Annotated in this window: 14 protein-coding genes; 7 read left to right on the top strand and 7 right to left on the bottom strand. The window is 56.6% G+C overall.

The features are described 5' to 3' along the window. Positions 1 to 78: 78 nt before the first annotated feature. From tig to AC2FLO_RS03460, 3 genes are all read right to left on the bottom strand, one after another. Complete coding sequence (tig, locus tag AC2FLO_RS03470; RefSeq protein ID WP_480909754.1) at positions 79 to 1,410, bottom strand: trigger factor; 1,332 nt, start codon at positions 1,408 to 1,410, stop codon at positions 79 to 81. 173 nt (positions 1,411 to 1,583) lie between these two features. Continuing rightward, positions 1,584 to 2,708: a porin gene (locus AC2FLO_RS03465; RefSeq protein WP_496751344.1), complete on the bottom strand. Its 1,125-nt coding sequence runs from the start codon at positions 2,706 to 2,708 to the stop codon at positions 1,584 to 1,586. A 309-nt stretch (positions 2,709 to 3,017) separates the two neighbouring features. After that, positions 3,018 to 4,661, bottom strand: coding sequence for an NAD(P)H-hydrate dehydratase (locus AC2FLO_RS03460; protein WP_496751343.1), 1,644 nt, complete (start codon positions 4,659 to 4,661; stop codon positions 3,018 to 3,020). A gap of 169 nt (positions 4,662 to 4,830) precedes the next feature. Here AC2FLO_RS03460 and AC2FLO_RS03455 point away from each other — a divergent pair, with 169 nt between their 5' ends. From AC2FLO_RS03455 to AC2FLO_RS03440, 4 genes are all read left to right on the top strand, one after another. Beyond that, positions 4,831 to 5,169, top strand: a complete 339-nt coding sequence (locus tag AC2FLO_RS03455; RefSeq protein WP_209503542.1) for a P-II family nitrogen regulator — start codon at positions 4,831 to 4,833, stop codon at positions 5,167 to 5,169. A 33-nt stretch (positions 5,170 to 5,202) separates the two neighbouring features. After that, entirely contained in the window at positions 5,203 to 6,609 is a 1,407-nt protein-coding gene (gene glnA / locus AC2FLO_RS03450; protein ID WP_267366350.1) for a type I glutamate--ammonia ligase, read from the top strand. Positions 6,610 to 6,889: 280 nt separating this feature from the next. Next, positions 6,890 to 7,678, top strand: a complete 789-nt coding sequence (locus tag AC2FLO_RS03445; RefSeq protein ID WP_496751342.1) for a lytic murein transglycosylase — start codon at positions 6,890 to 6,892, stop codon at positions 7,676 to 7,678. A 200-nt stretch (positions 7,679 to 7,878) separates the two neighbouring features. Further along, complete coding sequence (locus tag AC2FLO_RS03440; protein ID WP_496804148.1) at positions 7,879 to 8,781, top strand: hypothetical protein; 903 nt, start codon at positions 7,879 to 7,881, stop codon at positions 8,779 to 8,781. 36 nt (positions 8,782 to 8,817) lie between these two features. Here AC2FLO_RS03440 and AC2FLO_RS03435 read toward each other — a convergent pair whose 3' ends face one another. After that, positions 8,818 to 9,561, bottom strand: coding sequence for a heme-dependent oxidative N-demethylase family protein (locus tag AC2FLO_RS03435; RefSeq protein ID WP_496751340.1), 744 nt, complete (start codon positions 9,559 to 9,561; stop codon positions 8,818 to 8,820). A gap of 122 nt (positions 9,562 to 9,683) precedes the next feature. Here AC2FLO_RS03435 and dddP point away from each other — a divergent pair, with 122 nt between their 5' ends. Continuing rightward, positions 9,684 to 11,027: a dimethylsulfonioproprionate lyase DddP gene (dddP, locus tag AC2FLO_RS03430; RefSeq protein ID WP_496751339.1), complete on the top strand. Its 1,344-nt coding sequence runs from the start codon at positions 9,684 to 9,686 to the stop codon at positions 11,025 to 11,027. A 10-nt stretch (positions 11,028 to 11,037) separates the two neighbouring features. Here the strand turns inward: dddP and AC2FLO_RS03425 are convergent, their stop codons facing one another. Beyond that, positions 11,038 to 11,232: a hypothetical protein gene (locus AC2FLO_RS03425; protein ID WP_480584891.1), complete on the bottom strand. Its 195-nt coding sequence runs from the start codon at positions 11,230 to 11,232 to the stop codon at positions 11,038 to 11,040. 275 nt (positions 11,233 to 11,507) lie between these two features. Between AC2FLO_RS03425 and AC2FLO_RS03420 the strand changes: the two genes are divergently transcribed. After that, positions 11,508 to 12,722 (top strand): bifunctional alpha/beta hydrolase/OsmC family protein, encoded by a 1,215-nt coding sequence (locus AC2FLO_RS03420; protein ID WP_480584894.1) that lies wholly within the window; start codon positions 11,508 to 11,510, stop codon positions 12,720 to 12,722. 32 nt (positions 12,723 to 12,754) lie between these two features. On the opposite strand, the gene AC2FLO_RS03415 is transcribed toward AC2FLO_RS03420, so the two are convergent. Both AC2FLO_RS03415 and AC2FLO_RS03410 read right to left on the bottom strand, forming a co-directional pair. Continuing rightward, a complete protein-coding gene (locus AC2FLO_RS03415) occupies positions 12,755 to 13,072 on the bottom strand; it encodes a hypothetical protein (RefSeq protein ID WP_496751338.1) in 318 nt (105 codons plus the stop codon). 11 nt (positions 13,073 to 13,083) lie between these two features. Next, positions 13,084 to 13,644 (bottom strand): hypothetical protein, encoded by a 561-nt coding sequence (locus AC2FLO_RS03410; RefSeq protein WP_496804147.1) that lies wholly within the window; start codon positions 13,642 to 13,644, stop codon positions 13,084 to 13,086. 355 nt (positions 13,645 to 13,999) lie between these two features. Here AC2FLO_RS03410 and purB point away from each other — a divergent pair, with 355 nt between their 5' ends. Beyond that, positions 14,000 to 15,304: an adenylosuccinate lyase gene (purB, locus tag AC2FLO_RS03405; protein WP_480584903.1), complete on the top strand. Its 1,305-nt coding sequence runs from the start codon at positions 14,000 to 14,002 to the stop codon at positions 15,302 to 15,304. Positions 15,305 to 15,329: the final 25 nt, after the last annotated feature.

Raw genomic sequence — 15,329 nt, 5'->3', positions numbered from 1 at the left:
GGCCACCCATGCGGAGCCGTCTGATCTCAGGCGGCTCCGTTTTTTTGCCCTCTCTGAAAAAAGAGGGAAGGAAGAGGATTATTCCTCTTCCAGTGCCTCAATGGCTTTTTGCAGGTCGTCTTTGCTGACTTCCTTGTCGCTGACCTGCGCCAGCTCGAACACATAGTCGACAACCTTGTCTTCGAAGATCGGCGCGCGCAGTTGCTGCTGCATCTGAGCGTTCTGCTGCACGAACTCGAAGAACTGGCGTTCCTGACCCGGGTACTGACGCGCCTGGTTCATGATCGCCTGGGTCATCTCGGCGTCGGTGACTTCCACCTCTGCCTTCTGGCCCAGCTCGGCCAGCAGCAGACCCAGACGCACGCGGCGTTCGGCCAGCTTGTTGTGCTCATCGGTGGGTTCGATCTCATCGTGGTCATGACCGGTTACTTCAGGGTTTTCCTCGTGCCACAGCTGATGTGCAATCTGCTTGGCTTCGGCTTCGACCAGCGACGGCGGCAGGTCGAACGACACTTTTTCGTCCAGCACGTCCAGCAGGGCCCGCTTCATGACAGCGCGCGACGCGCCCGCATATTCTGCTTCCAGGCGTTCCGAAATCTGAGTTTTCAGAGCGGCCAGATCCTCGGCGCCGAACTTCATCGCCAGATCATCGTTGATCTCGGCCGCGACGGGCTCTTTCACTTCCTTTATCGTGCAGGTAAAGACCGCGTCTTTTCCGGCCAGATGTTCGGCACCATATTCTTCCGGGAAGGTCACGTTGACGTCTTTTTCTTCCTCGGCCTTTACACCAACCAGCTGGTCTTCAAAACCGGGGATGAAGCTGTTCGAGCCCAGAACCAGCGGGTAATCTTCGGCCGATCCACCTTCGAATTCTTCACCATCAACCTTGCCGACAAAATCGAACACGATCTGGTCGCCTTCCTTGGCTTTCGAACCCTTGCGGCGGGCTTTGAAGTCCTGAGCGGTTTCGGCCAGGTTGTTCAGCGCTTCCTCGACAGCGGCGTCATCCGCCTTGACGATCAGCTTGTCCAGCGCAACCGATTTCAGATCGACCTCAGGGATCGCGGGCAGCGCTTCGTAAGACATCGCGACCTCGATATCGTCGCCTTCTTTCCAGTCCTCGTTGGTCATCTTGACTTCGGGCTGCAGCGCGGGGCGGTCGCCGCTGTCCTCAAAATGCTTGTTCATCGCACCGTCGATGGATTCCTGCATCGCCTCGCCCAGCAGGCGCTGGCCAAACTGCTTTTTCAGCAGCGCCATCGGCACCTTGCCTTTGCGGAAGCCTTTCATTTCGATTTCCGGCTGTGCTTCGGTCAGCTTTTCATTGACCTTGTCGTCCAGTTCGGCTGCGGTCACAACGATGTTGTAGCCGCGTTTCAGACCTTCGTTCAGCGTCTCGGTAACCTGCATTTTGGTAGTCCCCATAGGATTCGGGGCGCGCAAAACGGGCGCGCCGGGCAAATTTGACGCCTTCTATTTGCCCTGCCGCCAACGTGCAAGGGGCAAAGGCTGAATCAACCTAGTTTTGGCAAAAAAGAACGCCCCGAAAACCGGGGCGTTCGTGTTGGCTCGCTGGAAGGCAATTAAAACTTCCAGCGCGCGCCCAGTACCCAGGCTTCGTTGTTTTCGAACGACGTTCCGTCATCGAAATCGTGGTTGCGATACTTCAGGTAAACATCGGTATTGATCGCTTCGACCTTCTGCACGACAGCGATACCCCATGCCTTGGTGTCGGACCCGTTGGTCTCGAAATCCGCGCCGTCATAATAGTCGATGCCGACACCTGTCTTACCCCAGGATACCCAGTTCCCCTCGTACGAGACCTTGCCGTACCAGTAATTCGGGTCCGTCTGGCCAGCCCGGTCATCGTCACGCGTGCCGCCGGCAATCGTGAACCCCAGACCGCTGGGCAACAGCACCGAGGCCGAACCGAGTGTATCCTTGCGATCCCCTGAATTGTCATCCCGCTCCCGCACCGAATACGCGACAGCTGCCGCAAACTCTACACCGCCTGCAAAGGTGTTTTCATAGAACACGCCGACATCGTAGTAGTCATCATCGTCACTGCTGGACAGAATGTTCTGACCATATGCAAAAGCGGCCGAGAATCCGTTAACCGTTGGAGTGTCATACCGGACGCGCCCACGACGTGAGCCATCAAAGTTGCTGGAACTGTCACCAACCGTAATACCACTCAGCACACCGTTTGTGCCGCGATAGAAAAAGCCAGAGTTCTCATCGTTTGTGAACGAATACAGCGCGGTGCCGACATAGGACAGGTCCACTTCTGCAGCACCATCTGCCGCCATGCTGCCCTGACCTGCCGAGAACTTGCCGTAGCTGCCCTTCAAGGCAAAATCCACAAACCGGATATCGTCGCGGGTCCAGCCGCTAAAGTTTGTACCGTTCTGGTTCCATTCAGTCGAGTTCGGCAAGCCCAACGCCGATTCCAAGCGGAAGGTAAACTCGTTCTGGCCAAATGGCTGCATCAGACGCAGGCCAACCCGGCTGTTCGACAGATCGTTGTCGAGGACTCGGGTCTCGGTATCTTGGCCGTCATCAACCGAAATCAAGGCCGGGTTTAACTGCCCGTAAAGCAGCACATAGCCGCCGCTGTTATTTTCGTATTTCAGCTCTGCGGCTGCCGGAACAGCGACCGTGGCAGTCAGAAAGGCGGCAACCGATAACTTTTTGATATTTGGGGTCATTTCACTCACCATAGTTGGTTCGGGGTTCAGATACTGCCCATTTGTTTACTGAATCCGAGCGTTCCAGTGGTCTGCGCCTTGTCTTACGCAAGAATTGTATTTTAGCAACAGAGCACACGAAGAATTTTGCCATTTTACATTATTTTTCATTAACTTACAAGATATAACCCCGACTCGTGCTGGCAGCTTGCAAACGATTAGTGATGCCTGCCTATGCACCTGACAAATATGCGGTATGCATCTGCGCACATCTTGACAGCGAAAACATGCCATTCTGACAGAACCTGAGCTGCTTTCTGCCCAAAACAACTAGATATTCAGCTGTTTGAAAACATCGGGCAACTGCTCAGGCAGATCCTCAGCAATCAATCCCGGCCCGAAACGACGCGCGCATTCCACGTGCAGCCACGCTGATGTCTCAGCCGCCGCCATCGGATCGAAGCCCCGCGCCAGTAGCCCGGCGATGTAACCGGCCAACACATCGCCTGACCCGGCGGTTGCAAGCCAAGGGGCCGCGCGACTATAGCATGCGGCATTGATCGAACATCGCCCGTCCGGCGCCGCTATGACAGTATCCGGCCCTTTGAACAACACGATGCATCCCGCGCGCGCCGCCGCCTCTCGCGTTGCGTCCACCTTGGAATAGGCGGGGCCTCTGACCGGCGTTTCGCTCAGCTTTTCAGCCAGATCGGGGAACAGCCGCGCAAACTCACCGCTATGCGGGGTCAGAACGCAGCGGTCATGCAGCATTTCAAACAAGTTTCCTGGATCGCCCGCAAAAGCCGTCAGCGCATCCGCATCCAGAACCGTCGCACGTTTCGCAATCAGGGCGACCGGCACCAGGTCCCGCGCGCGCTCCAACCCCAAACCGGGGCCCAGACAAAGGGCGTTCATCCGCACGTCCTGCAACACGTCTGACAGCATTTGAGAACCATCAACGCACTGTAGCATGAGGGCGGTGATCCGGCTCGCCACCTCTGCCAAAGCCAAGGATGGCACCCCCAGCGTCACCAACCCTGTCCCAATCCGCAACGCCCCCCGCGCGGCCAGGCGCGCCGCACCGGTCTTGCCGGGCCCACCGGAAAGAATCAGGACATGCCCATGGGTGTATTTGTGCTCATTCATACTCTTACCGAGGCAAACCCCAGGCAGATTATCCACAGCCTTCGAAATCTCGTCGCCCCCCGCATCCTGCCTCAACCCGATATCTTTCGTGACAACATGTCCGCAAAAATACGGTCCCTCACTCAGCACGTGGCCAAGCTTTCTCGAATGAAACGCAACCGTAAGTGCTGATCGTGCACAGCGACGTCCATGCTGAGGGAAAAGTTCTCCCACGACTTTGCCTGAGTCTGCGCAAAGACCTGAAGGAACGTCTATCGCGACCGTGCGTGGAGGAACTATGTGCGTACTCGCATCCTGACGCCGCAACTCCCATGCCGTCTCAGCGTCATCATATGCCCAGAGAATTTCCCATAGCCTCACATCTTCAATCGATCGTGTTAGACCGGTCCCAAACAATGCGTCGATGAGAATATCCGGATACAAGATTCTGCCCCGTGCGATCTCAGATACATCCTTTGCCGAACCACCCCATCGCTCATAATTCACCCGGGCATCCGGCGGCAACTTTTCGGGATCACCATACAGGAATACCTCAACCTTCCAGCCCAGTTCCCGCAAAAGCCGCGCCACGACAAACCCGTCACCGCCGTTGTTTCCGGGCCCGCACAATACGACTGCACGCAGCGGATCCTCTTCATCTTTTTCCAAAAAATCCGGGGAGCGCGAGGGGCTGGCCCCTCGCCTGTCCAGATCCGGCCATTCCTCGAAGATCGCCTCGACAACACATTGCCCTGCCCGCTCCATCAGCTCCAAACCCGTAACCTCACCGGACCTGATGGCCGCGTGCTCGATGGCTCTCATCTGCGCTGCTGTCAGCAATTCCGTCATATCACACCTTCGCACGATTCAATTTCGATTACTTTTTGTGCAAACCGCCTAAAATTTAGCACAGAGCCTGATTTCAAAGGATACCGACCCGACCGATACCGCAATCACGTTGCCGCCCGATCTTAGACGTGATCACTGCGCCTGAGACAACCATTCAAGGTGAGCCGGAATGAAAAAGATCGAAGCGATCATCAAGCCGTTCAAACTGGACGAAGTGAAAGAGGCGTTGCAGGACGTAGGTGTTCAGGGTCTCAGCGTCGTCGAAGTCAAAGGCTTCGGCCGTCAGAAAGGCCATACCGAGCTGTATCGTGGCGCGGAATATGTTGTCGACTTTTTGCCCAAGGTGAAGGTCGAGGTCGTATTGGACGATGACCAGGTTGATGCCGCCATCGAAGCCATCGTGTCGGCTGCCAAAACCGACAAGATCGGCGACGGAAAGATCTTTGTCTCTCCGGTTGAACAAGCCATTCGCATCCGTACCGGCGAGACCGGCTCGGACGCGCTCTAACATACCAATCTTCAAGTCAGAGGAATCAAGAGAATGAGCAAGGACGCAGTTCTTCAGCTGATCAAGGAAGAGGGCGCCGAATATGTCGACGTCCGTTTCACCGACCCCCGCGGCAAACTGCAGCACGTGACCCTGATGGCCGATCAGGTCGACGAAGACTTCCTGGACGAAGGCTTCATGTTTGATGGTTCGTCCATCGCAGGATGGAAGTCGATCGAAGCTTCGGACATGAAGCTGATGATCGATACCGAAAGTGCATATGTTGATCCGTTCTACGCAGAGAAAACCATTTGCGTGCACTGCTCGGTTGTCGAACCCGATACAGGCGAAGCCTATGAGCGTGACCCGCGCGGCACAGCGCAGAAAGCCGAAGCATACCTGAAGGCATCAGGAATCGGTGACGTCGCGTATATGGGTCCCGAAGCCGAGTTTTTCCTGTTTGATGATGTCCGTTATTCGAACACAATCAACAAGGTATCCTACGAAGTTGATGCAACTGACGCATCATGGAACACCGACACCGAATACGAAATGGGCAATACGGGCCACCGTCCGGGCGTCAAGGGTGGCTACTTCCCGGTGAACCCGATCGACGAAGCGCAGGACCTGCGGTCGGAAATGCTGTCGACCATGAAGCGTCTGGGCATGAAGGTCGACAAGCACCACCACGAAGTTGCGTCTTGCCAGCACGAGCTGGGCCTGATCTTCGACAGCCTGACCAAGCAGGCGGATGAGCTGCAAAAGTACAAATATGTCATCCACAACGTGGCTCACGCGTACGGCAAATCGGCAACCTTCATGCCGAAGCCTATCGCAGGTGACAACGGCACCGGTATGCACGTGAACATGTCGATCTGGAAAGACGGCAAGCCACTGTTCGCGGGCGACAAATACGCTGATCTTTCGGACGAAGCGCTGTACTTCATCGGCGGCATCCTGAAGCACGCCAAGACCCTGAACGCCTTCACCAATCCGGCTACCAACAGCTACAAGCGTTTGATCCCCGGTTTCGAAGCCCCCGTTCTGCGCGCCTACTCGGCCCGTAACCGTTCGGGTTGTGTCCGTATTCCATGGACCGAAAGCCCTAAAGCAAAACGTGTCGAGGCTCGTTTCCCCGACCCGGCTGCAAACCCCTACCTGGCGTTTGCCGCTCTGTTGATGGCTGGCCTTGACGGCATCAAAAACAAGATCGACCCGGGCGAAGCCATGGACAAGAACCTGTACGATCTGCCTGCCGAGGAACTGGCCGGTATCCCGACTGTCTGCGGCAGCTTGCGTGAAGCTCTGGAAGCGCTGGCATCGGATCACGACTTCCTGCTGCAAGGTGACGTGTTCACCAAAGACCAGATCGACGGCTACATCGCCCTGAAGATGGAAGAGGTCGAAACCTACGAGCACACACCACACCCGGTTGAATACGGCATGTATTACAGCTGCTAAGCAACCACGGCATGGATTTGCAGGGGCGCTCAAACGGGCGCCCCTGTTTCATTTGCGCCGGTCTGTCGCTGTTCAGCCTTTTCGGGTGCCACGGCGCAGAATACACACTTTTTACCTTCGCCCTTGCTATGTGCCCGATGCTGAAACCCTTCAACGGCGCTCCGCAGATCAATCAACAGGCATTTGCAGGAACGGTTGGTGCTACTCCAACGAACTGCTTTGCCCAATTCAAAGCTCAAGGTAGGCTGGCCACAGATTTAAACACCATCGGATTATAATTATGTTTCGTCTTTACCTGTTAATCGCCCTGCTTGTGTCTTCGCCCCTTCTGGCCGCGCCTTGTGGGAATACCAGCGCGGGGTTCGAGGCCTGGAAGGCCGATTTCGCCCAGCAGGCCCGCAAGGCTGGTGTGAAAAAGAAGGGCCTTCAGGCGCTTGCCCAGGCGCAATACGCCACGGGCACAATTGCGGCGGATCGCAATCAGAAAAGCTTCAAATACACGCTGGACAAATTCATGCGTGTCAGAGGCGCTGATGCAATCGTCGCGCAGGGGCGCAAACGCAAGGCGGCAAATCCCGATTTCTATACTGCTCTTGAACGGCAATACGGTGTTCCGGCGGGCGTTCTGATCGCCATTCACGGCATGGAAACCGGCTTTGGCAATTTTATGGGAGACAGTCAGGTTGTTTCCGCAATCACGACACTGGCCTATGATTGTCGCCGGTCCGAGTTCTTTGTTCCGCACGCAATCGGGGCACTGAAACTGGTCGATGCAGGAAGCATTACCGTGGCGACAAAAGGGGCAAAACATGGCGAGTTGGGTCACACTCAGTTCCTGCCGGGCAACGCCCTGACCTATGGCGTCGATGCCACCGGCGACCGTCGGGTGGACTTCTATGACATGACCGACGCGCTTGCCTCGACCGCCAATTTTCTTCGCAAGAAAGGGTGGAAGCCAGGGCGTGGCTATCAGCCAGGGGAGCGGAATTTTCAAGTGCTGAAACAGTGGAACGCGGCCTCTGTTTATCAGCAATCCATAGCAATCATGGCCGCGCGAATCGACCAATAGCCCGGTCGCACCAAAAACACACTCCGCACCCTCTTTCGCCACATTTCCGCCACAGTGACAAACAAAAGCCTTTAGTTTCTTGGTTTCCAATGCGTAACCAATGCCGGGGTAAAATCACCTTTTTTGCATTTTCCGCCAAATTCTCCTCACGAATGGTTGTTACAGTGTTTGCTGAACAGTACGCAAAAAAGGACAGTGCAGTGGTTCGGAAGCACAGCTACCATGGCGGCCTGCAATTCAATGGCGACGCAAATGGCGCGATCGAGCGTTTTGGCACAATCGTTGCCACGACGCTGGAAGATTACGGCCATCTGGTCGAACGCAAGGCGTTGCTGAGCAATTCCGAAGCAAGCATTGTTTCAAGTCAGTACCTTGTGCGACTGACCTTGGATACAGGCACCCCCGAGCAGGAAGACCGGTACGAGCGTATGGATCGCGCCGCGGGGCTAAAAACGATAACAAAACCCCGCGCCGCAAATCCGCAAAACAGGTTGGTTCTTTCGATCACGCCGGTTTCCCCCCTGCTGGATGACTCCGAGATTTCGGAACTGATGATGGTCGTCATTCTGTATCGCATGGTCGATATTTGTTCGACCCGGCGCGTTGAATGGCTGTCGCCACACACGGTTCTGACGGTCGAGCAGTTCATGAGCGCCTTTGACACTCTGGCCCCCAGCCGAACACGCGACAGAAAACAAATTTTCCAGTCGCTGACCGGGCAGTTCTCGGCAATGAATGTGCCCGAGAACGATGACACCATAAGTGTTCTTCATGCTTCGACGTCCCGCCCGATCCAGCTGACAGATGAACAATTGCTCAGCATCGCGTTTCGCAGTGAAGATACAAACATGCCAGGTCAGGAAACGTTCGATGACGAAGATGGTGTCGCGAAGCCAAGTGACGTTTTGCGTCTCAGCAGTTGGTGCATGACGGGTGTACTGGCTGGCGTTTCGACCCCGATTGCCCTGTCAATGGCTGCCGTCAATCTGATCCGGGGTGAAGATTTTCGCCTCAACACACAGGTGCTTGTCTTTACCTTCGCGATAGTTGCCCTGAACGCAACGAATGCGTTTGCCGATGTTGCGGCCGCTTTGGGCCAGTAAGAGAATTACAGAAGACCCTCCTTGGATGCCCCGCCTTCAGGCGGGGTTTTCCATTTTGGGAACCGCGTTCGCGGCCAAAACATAAGTGTGGATTGAAAAGACGACCGCATCCGTTTTCGGCAAGCGCAGCAGAGTTTGCCGCTCGCTTCGCAAGTAGGACGTTTTACGTCGATCTGTGTCGCCCCGCCTGTCACTGGAGCTTCGGGGCTGAAACAGTTCGGGGTCTTCATACCAAAGCGCGTTAAAACGCCAGAGCGGACGACCGGGCTGTATCCCGTCGAACAGGCGCTGCACCCGCTTGGCGATATTTTCGTCGTAACTTGCGACAGGCACATGGATGTCGATCAGTGGTCGCATGAATTTTTCCGACAAAAGCCAGCTGGCCGGGAAACACAGGATTGCGCCGGTCAATACATGTACAGTTCCGCGCTTTTGCAGGATGCAAAAATCCTCCTGAACCAGCCTGCACAATGTATCAAGCGGCTGCGCCCGGTCGACTGCGACACTTACTCCGTCGGGTCTGACGACTTCTTCATCCGCATTGGGATAGACCTGCGACAGCACAAGGTCGAGCAGTTCCCGAGCGGCGGGTTCAGCCTGCGGATCAAGCGCCAGAACGTCTTCGCGGCGTTCCGTCAGCAGCTTCTGCCGGCGTTGCATCTGACCGGCAAAAGCCTCGTCCCGATGCAACCAGTTTTCCATCGTTGCAGGCTGGATACCCGGCAAAGCACGTAGGTCGCCGACATCATACGGTATTTTATCTTGCAGAATTTTATTCATACCAGTGGCTTAGCATGGGTCGAAATATTTGTCGGTCGAAAACGACAGGATCGCCGTCGCATTTTTCCAAGACGATCCACATGGGCACCTTAGGTTTGACTGAACAAGCAACGAGGTCCGTCATGAACAAGCATTACCGAGACACGCGCAAGATTGACCCCAGCCGAGGCGCTACGCTGGGTGATGGCACGCCAAACGAAAATGATCGGATCGAGATCGGACCGACACAGCTGGCTTTTGACGAATGGGTTGCGGCAGGTCTGGAACTGCCCAATCTTGCCCGGATGCGGGAACACCGCTGGAAGCGTCTGACGCAGGCCATCGTTGATCGTGGATACGGAGGTTTGCTGGTTTTTGACCCGCTGAACATCCGCTATGCGACCGACAGCACGAACATGCAGTTGTGGAACACGCATAACCCGTTTCGCGCGGTGCTGTTATGTGCAGATGGCTATATGGTGATCTGGGACTACAAGAACTCGCCTTTCCTCAGCACGTTCAATCCGCTGGTGCGCGAACAGCGTTCAGGGGCGGACCTGTTTTACTTCGACCGTGGCGACAAGGTGGATATTGCGGCAGATGTTTTCTCGAACGAGGTGCGCGTACTGATCGATGCGCATGGCGGCGGCAACAAACGTTTGGCTGTCGACAAGATCATGCTGCACGGTCTGCGCGCGCTTGAGGCGCAGGGCTTTGAGGTCATGGAAGGCGAAGAGCTGACCGAAAAGACCCGTGCCGTGAAGGGACCAGATGAGATTCTGGCCATGCGCTGTGCCAATCACGCCTGCGAAACCGCTGTGGCGGAGATGGAGAGCTTTGCACGCGCGAATGTCGGCAATGGCAAGACAACCGAGGATGATATCTGGGCTGTTCTGCACGCGGAAAACATCCGTCGCGGTGGCGAATGGATCGAAACCCGCCTGCTGGCGTCAGGCCAACGCACGAACCCGTGGTTCCAGGAATGCGGCCCGCGCATCACGCAGCAAAACGAAATCATCGCCTTCGACACCGACCTGATCGGGTCATACGGGATATGCATCGATATCTCGCGCACATGGTGGATCGGTGACCAAAAGCCCCGCCCTGACATGATCTATGCCATGCAGCACGCGCATGAACACATCATGACCAACATGCAGATGCTGAAGCCCGGTGTGATGATCCCGGAACTTACCACCATGTCGCACAGGCTTGACGACAAGTTTCAGGCGCAGAAATATGGCTGCCTGATGCACGGAGTGGGATTGTGTGATGAATGGCCGCTGGTTGCGTATCCGGACAAAGCCGTCGAAGGCGCCTACGATTACCCACTAGAGCCCGGTATGGTGCTGTGCGTCGAAGCCTGCGTCGGCGAAGTCGGTGGCGATTTCAGCATCAAGCTTGAGGATCAGGTTCTTATCACAGAAACCGGGTATGAGAACCTGTCCAGATACCCCTTTGACCCCCAATTGATGGGGATCGAATAAGGCCGGGCCCTCAATTTGACCAATGGGACCGGCGGACATTTCCATGCCAATCTTCCGTGGCAGGGCTGATCTGAACCTGCGAACCACCTTGGGGCGCGGGCCAGGATTGGCCAATCGCGAACCCGGCAACGCCGGCCAGAACAATAGCCAGGATCATACGTGAACGCAGGTCGGGTATCCGGGGTGCAATATCTGCATGTGACATCTGTGTCTCCTGTTTCAGCTTTCAGGAACCACAAATGGGATGTGGAAGAACATAAGTGAAACGAATGTTTGTTTGCATCACCATCAAATTTCTTGATAATAAAAGAAGGTAAGAGCTCCGCCGTCGTGCAACACGAAAACGGCAGGGATCTTGCGCAGCCTGTGAAACACCCATTCGTTCTCACCTTCCCGTTACGCGTGTGACTTAAGGGTTGTGACCCAAGGGGCAAATACACAGTATTGGGCGTGTTCCCCCGTACCATTCAAGGAGCCGACATGCCCACGGAACGCATCACTTTTGCCGGACATGACGGCAGCCAATTGGCGGCGCGACTGGATTTGCCGGACGGACCGGTGCTGGCAACGGCCATGTTCGCCCACTGCTTTACCTGCTCCAAGGATATCCCGGCCGCCCGGCGCATTTCTGCCCGACTGGCTGCCATGGGCATTGCGGTGCTGCGGTTCGATTTCACCGGACTGGGCCATTCCGAAGGCGAGTTTGCCAATACGACCTTCACTTCGAATGTCGAGGATCTGATTTCAGCCGCGCAATATCTGGCTGGTCGAAAAATGGCACCTGCCCTGCTGATCGGCCACTCGCTTGGGGGCGCGGCGGTGTTGCGGGCGCGGGCTGGTATTCCGACTGTAAAAGCCGTCGTGACATTGGGTGCACCGGCGGACCCCGCCCATGTGTCGCATCACTTTGAGGCGGCGCTGCCTCAGATCGCAGAGGATGGCAGTGCCGAGGTCTCTTTGGGTGGTCGCCCCTTCCGCATTGGTAAAGCTTTTGTGGACGACATTGCCAAATCGGCCCTGTCATCTGCAATCGCCGACCTCAAAGCTGCTCTGTTGATCCTTCATGCCCCACGCGACGAAACGGTCAGCATCGACAATGCGAGCGCGATCTTTCTGGCCGCGAAACACCCCAAAAGCTTTGTAACTCTCGACGACGCCGACCATCTGATCACGCGCGCCTCTGACGCCGAATATGCAGCGGATGTTATTGCCGCTTGGGTTTCACGCTATGTGAAACTGTGCCCACCCGCTCCGCCACCGGGTGCGCCAGAGGGCGTTGTGCGCATAACCGAAGCAGATCCGGGCGGGTTCATGCAGGATATTCAGGCGGGTCCAAACCACCATCTGGTCGCGGATGAGCCCGCATCTTATGGCGGTACGGACAAGGGCATGTCGCCTTATGGCTTTGTCTCGGCCGGTTTGGGGGCCTGCACATCGATGACAATACGCATGTACGCCCGGCGCAAAGGCTGGCCCCTGACAAATGTCAGCGTCGATGTGTGTCATGACAAGGTTCACGCACAGGATGCCGGATTGGTGAATGATGGCAAGGTGGACCAGTTTCGCCGGAAAATCCGCCTGAGCGGCCCGTTGAATCAGGAGCAAAGGCAACGTTTGCTTGAGATTGCGGACAAGTGCCCGGTTCACCGGACGCTTGAAGGCTCGGCCCACATAACGACCGAGCTTCTTTCATAAGAAAGGCCGCCTGACAGGCGGCCTTTTGTTCCTTAGCGCCGCGGGCCCGGTCGATGAATGGGCGGGCGGGCAACCGGCGGACGCGCGACAGGTGGGCGCGGGCGCGCGGGAGGTTTGGCCACAGGCGGTTTCGGACGCTCGGGACGCACTGGTCGATCAGGTCGGTTGGGACGATCAACGTCAATATCCACATTAACGTCATGGTAGTAGTCGTTCCACAGCATCGAGTCGTAAAACGGGTCATACCCGTACCCGACCCCAACCGTAACACCGTCACAGGCCGACAGCGTCAAAGTCGCGATCCCAAACCCTAGCGTAAGGGACATCCGATTGATCAGTCTAACGCTCATCGCTCCCTCCCTCACTGAAGCGCCCGGAACGACGCGAATACGGCGTTCAGATCATCTGCATAACTCGGGTCTGCCCCGTCCCGCAGAATAGCAACTGCGATGGCAACCCGGCCTTGCGGAAGGTCAATGACGGTGGCGGTAAAGCTTACTCCCTTGCCGTCCCGGTGCCCGGTGCCCCGAAACACGCGGGCTGGCAATCCGCCGATACGGGTATCGCTGGTGCTGGTCGTCGTAGGGTCTTTGACCAGTAACTTGTCGATATCCTGCAAGTACCGGACGCCGCCCTGAATTGTTCCAACACCCGCAGGTGATACGAAACCCATCCACACCGCGTCGTCTGTCACCGGTCGGAACCCCATAACCCGCGCGACCGCACGGGCGTCGCCCAGTTCGGTATCCTCAATCTCGCGCGGGCCGCCGGTACGAAGGACCCAGAAGTCTGGTACGTCAAACCGAAAGAGCGCTTGGCCTTCATCGGTGTATATCACGGGTGTGTCAGCCAGTGCTGGTGCAGCTGCGCCGACCCAAAACGCACCACAGAGGGCAAGTATATAACATGATAAAAAACGCATATCTCAATAACCTGATTATTTCCTTCCGATCAGATTGAACTGTCGCAGCGCTGTTTGTCCAGCATCGCTTGGCAGCAAGGGCAAGACGGGCATCCACCCCAACTGGCGGCATGATCCGGTGAGACCTAGTTGCAGGCCCAAAACTTGCCTTGTTGCGACACCCTGCCCGTCACTGCCTTGTCATATCCTTTGCAGGACAGTTTTCCGAACCCGTCTGCTGCTGAAAAGCCCAAACAAACGGCAATAATCAGGGCAAACCGTCTCATATACGCTCTCGCATCTTGTTCCCTACCCCGCACGCGGCTAAACCCCGCGCCAACGCCTCATCCAATCTGCAAAAAAGGTGCCGTCGCCTATGATTCCCCGTTATTCCCGCCCCGACATGGTCGCCATCTGGTCGCCCGAGACCAAGTTCCGCATCTGGTACGAGATCGAGGCGCACGCGTGCGATGCCATGGCGGATCTGGGCGTGATCCCGCGTGAAAATGCCGAAGCTGTCTGGAAAGCCAAGGATGTGGAATTCGATGTCGCCCGCATCGACGAGATCGAGGCCGTCACCAAGCATGACGTCATCGCCTTCCTGACCCATCTTGCAGAGCATGTCGGCAGTGAAGAGGCGCGTTTTGTGCATCAGGGCATGACCAGCTCGGACGTGCTGGACACCTGTTTCAACGTACAGCTGACCCGCGCCGCCGACATCCTGATTGGCGACCTTGAAGGGCTTCTGGCCGCGCTCAAGCGCCGCGCGATGGAACATAAGAACACGGTTCGTATCGGACGTAGCCACGGCATCCACGCCGAACCGACAACCATGGGTCTGACCTTTGCCCGCTTCTACGCCGAGATGGACCGCAACCTGTCCCGGATGCGCGATGCACGTGCGGAAATCGCCACCGGAGCGATCAGCGGCGCGGTTGGTACCTTTGCCAATATCGACCCGCAAGTCGAGGAACATGTCTGTGACAAGCTGGGTCTGGTGCCTGAGCCGATCAGCACGCAGGTCATTCCGCGTGACCGCCACGCGGCCTTTTTTGCAACGCTGGGCGTCATCGCCAGCAGCATCGAGAACATCGCCATCGAAATCCGCCACATGCAGCGGACCGAGGTACTGGAGGGGGCTGAGTTCTTCTCGATGGGCCAGAAAGGCTCCTCGGCGATGCCGCACAAGAAAAACCCGGTGCTGACTGAGAACCTGACCGGTCTGGCACGCATGGTCCGCGCGGCCGTAATACCGGCGATGGAGAATGTTGCGCTCTGGCACGAACGCGACATCTCGCATTCATCTGTCGAGCGCATGATCGGTCCGGATGCCACAATCACGCTGGATTTTGCCTTGGCCCGCCTGACAGGTGTGGTCGACAAAATGCTGATCTTCCCGGAAAACATGCTGGAAAACATGAACAAGTTCCCCGGGCTGGTCATGAGCCAGCGCGTTCTGCTGGCCCTGACCCAGGCAGGTGTCAGCCGTGAGGACGCCTATGCCATGGTACAGCGCAACGCTTTGAAGGTTTGGGAACACCGCACCGACTTCAAGGAGGAACTGTTGGCGGATGCTGATGTAACTGCCGCACTCAGCCCTGCGGAGATCGAAGAGAAATTCGACCTCGGGTATCACACCAAGCATGTCGATACGATCTTTGCGCGCGTGTTTGGCGAATAACGGTTATCTTTTCAGTCTGTTAGCC

It is taken from the genome of Ruegeria sp. TASC047, assembly GCF_059612445.1.
Note: the sequence above shows the minus strand (reverse complement) of the source record. Positions and strands in the feature narration are given on the sequence as shown.

What these genes read in the sequence shown, in the direction of transcription:
- tig (WP_480909754.1), bottom strand. Translation starts at nt 1,410, where the DNA reads ATGCAGGTTACCGAGACGCTGAACGAAGGTCTGAAACGCGGCTACAAC.
- AC2FLO_RS03465 (WP_496751344.1), bottom strand. Translation starts at nt 2,708, where the DNA reads ATGACCCCAAATATCAAAAAGTTATCGGTTGCCGCCTTTCTGACTGCC.
- AC2FLO_RS03460 (WP_496751343.1), bottom strand. Translation starts at nt 4,661, where the DNA reads ATGACGGAATTGCTGACAGCAGCGCAGATGAGAGCCATCGAGCACGCG.
- AC2FLO_RS03455 (WP_209503542.1), top strand. Translation starts at nt 4,831, where the DNA reads ATGAAAAAGATCGAAGCGATCATCAAGCCGTTCAAACTGGACGAAGTG.
- glnA (WP_267366350.1), top strand. Translation starts at nt 5,203, where the DNA reads ATGAGCAAGGACGCAGTTCTTCAGCTGATCAAGGAAGAGGGCGCCGAA.
- AC2FLO_RS03445 (WP_496751342.1), top strand. Translation starts at nt 6,890, where the DNA reads ATGTTTCGTCTTTACCTGTTAATCGCCCTGCTTGTGTCTTCGCCCCTT.
- AC2FLO_RS03435 (WP_496751340.1), bottom strand. Translation starts at nt 9,561, where the DNA reads ATGAATAAAATTCTGCAAGATAAAATACCGTATGATGTCGGCGACCTA.
- dddP (WP_496751339.1), top strand. Translation starts at nt 9,684, where the DNA reads ATGAACAAGCATTACCGAGACACGCGCAAGATTGACCCCAGCCGAGGC.
- AC2FLO_RS03425 (WP_480584891.1), bottom strand. Translation starts at nt 11,232, where the DNA reads ATGTCACATGCAGATATTGCACCCCGGATACCCGACCTGCGTTCACGT.
- AC2FLO_RS03420 (WP_480584894.1), top strand. Translation starts at nt 11,508, where the DNA reads ATGCCCACGGAACGCATCACTTTTGCCGGACATGACGGCAGCCAATTG.
- AC2FLO_RS03415 (WP_496751338.1), bottom strand. Translation starts at nt 13,072, where the DNA reads ATGAGCGTTAGACTGATCAATCGGATGTCCCTTACGCTAGGGTTTGGG.
- AC2FLO_RS03410 (WP_496804147.1), bottom strand. Translation starts at nt 13,644, where the DNA reads ATGCGTTTTTTATCATGTTATATACTTGCCCTCTGTGGTGCGTTTTGG.
- purB (WP_480584903.1), top strand. Translation starts at nt 14,000, where the DNA reads ATGATTCCCCGTTATTCCCGCCCCGACATGGTCGCCATCTGGTCGCCC.